The 768-nt window shown below is 40.0% G+C and carries 2 protein-coding genes; both read right to left on the bottom strand.

Annotation, left to right across the window (positions count from 1 at the left end):
* Positions 1–121: 121 nt before the first annotated feature.
* Positions 122–475, bottom strand: a complete 354-nt coding sequence (tnpB, locus tag DDE80_RS14515; RefSeq protein WP_108308653.1) for an IS66 family insertion sequence element accessory protein TnpB — start codon at positions 473–475, stop codon at positions 122–124.
* Positions 465–768 (bottom strand): IS66 family insertion sequence element accessory protein TnpA (gene tnpA / locus DDE80_RS15235; protein WP_108308651.1); only part of this gene is annotated, 304 nt, incomplete at its 5' end. The genes tnpA and tnpB, both read right to left, overlap by 11 nt.

The following is a 768-nucleotide window of genomic DNA, read 5'->3' as shown; positions in this document are numbered from 1 at the left end:
GCTTCATTTTGTTTTTCCAACGCCGCATTCTTTTTTGCGAGTTCTTCAATTGTACGTGTGGGTGTTTGTTCGATTTTTACCATAGTGAAAGAAATTCGACTTGAATAGCCGAATTCCTTTTTTAAATGACAACTTTAGCAGAAACCTTCATATGTGAGGATTTTTGATTCATCGGTAACCCTTCGAGTAACCATTTACATTGGCGTCCTGAAATTTTTAAGGGGGTAGTCGCTTCATCAGGCCAGTCAAACAAGCCTTCTTCTAAACGACGATAAAAGAGCCAAAATCCATTATGATCCCAGTGAAGAATTTTTAATTTATCCTTTTTCCGATTACAGAATACAAAGAGATGTGACGAAAAGGGATCAAGCTGAAAGCTTTCTTGCACAATCGCAGCGAGTCCATCTACTGATTTCCGTAAATCAGTGGGACCACAAGCAATGAACACTTGATCCATTCGTAAATTAGTGAACATGATGTTGCACAACCTGAAGGATTTTCATTAAAGTATCTTCATCAAAACCAGGCGAACAATCAATCGTGATGCCATTAAGTTTAATTGCGATGGGAATTACTTCAGGTAAGGCCGTTTCTTGTACGACTAACCATTGAGCAGGTTGAATTTTTGGTTGTGTGCGTGATTTACGCAACCACTGATACATACTTTGCACCGGTACATTTTCTTTTGCGCACCAAGCAGCAACGCTTGCTTCGCCGCTTGTGTGAAATGCTTGAATACGAGATTGCCACATCAACTGGCGTTCAGAT

The organism is Metalysinibacillus jejuensis (assembly GCF_003057615.1).
Classification (GTDB): domain Bacteria; phylum Bacillota; class Bacilli; order Bacillales_A; family Planococcaceae; genus Metalysinibacillus; species Metalysinibacillus jejuensis.
The sequence above is the reverse complement of the archived record's forward strand: the minus strand, read 5'-3'. Positions and strand labels throughout refer to the sequence as shown.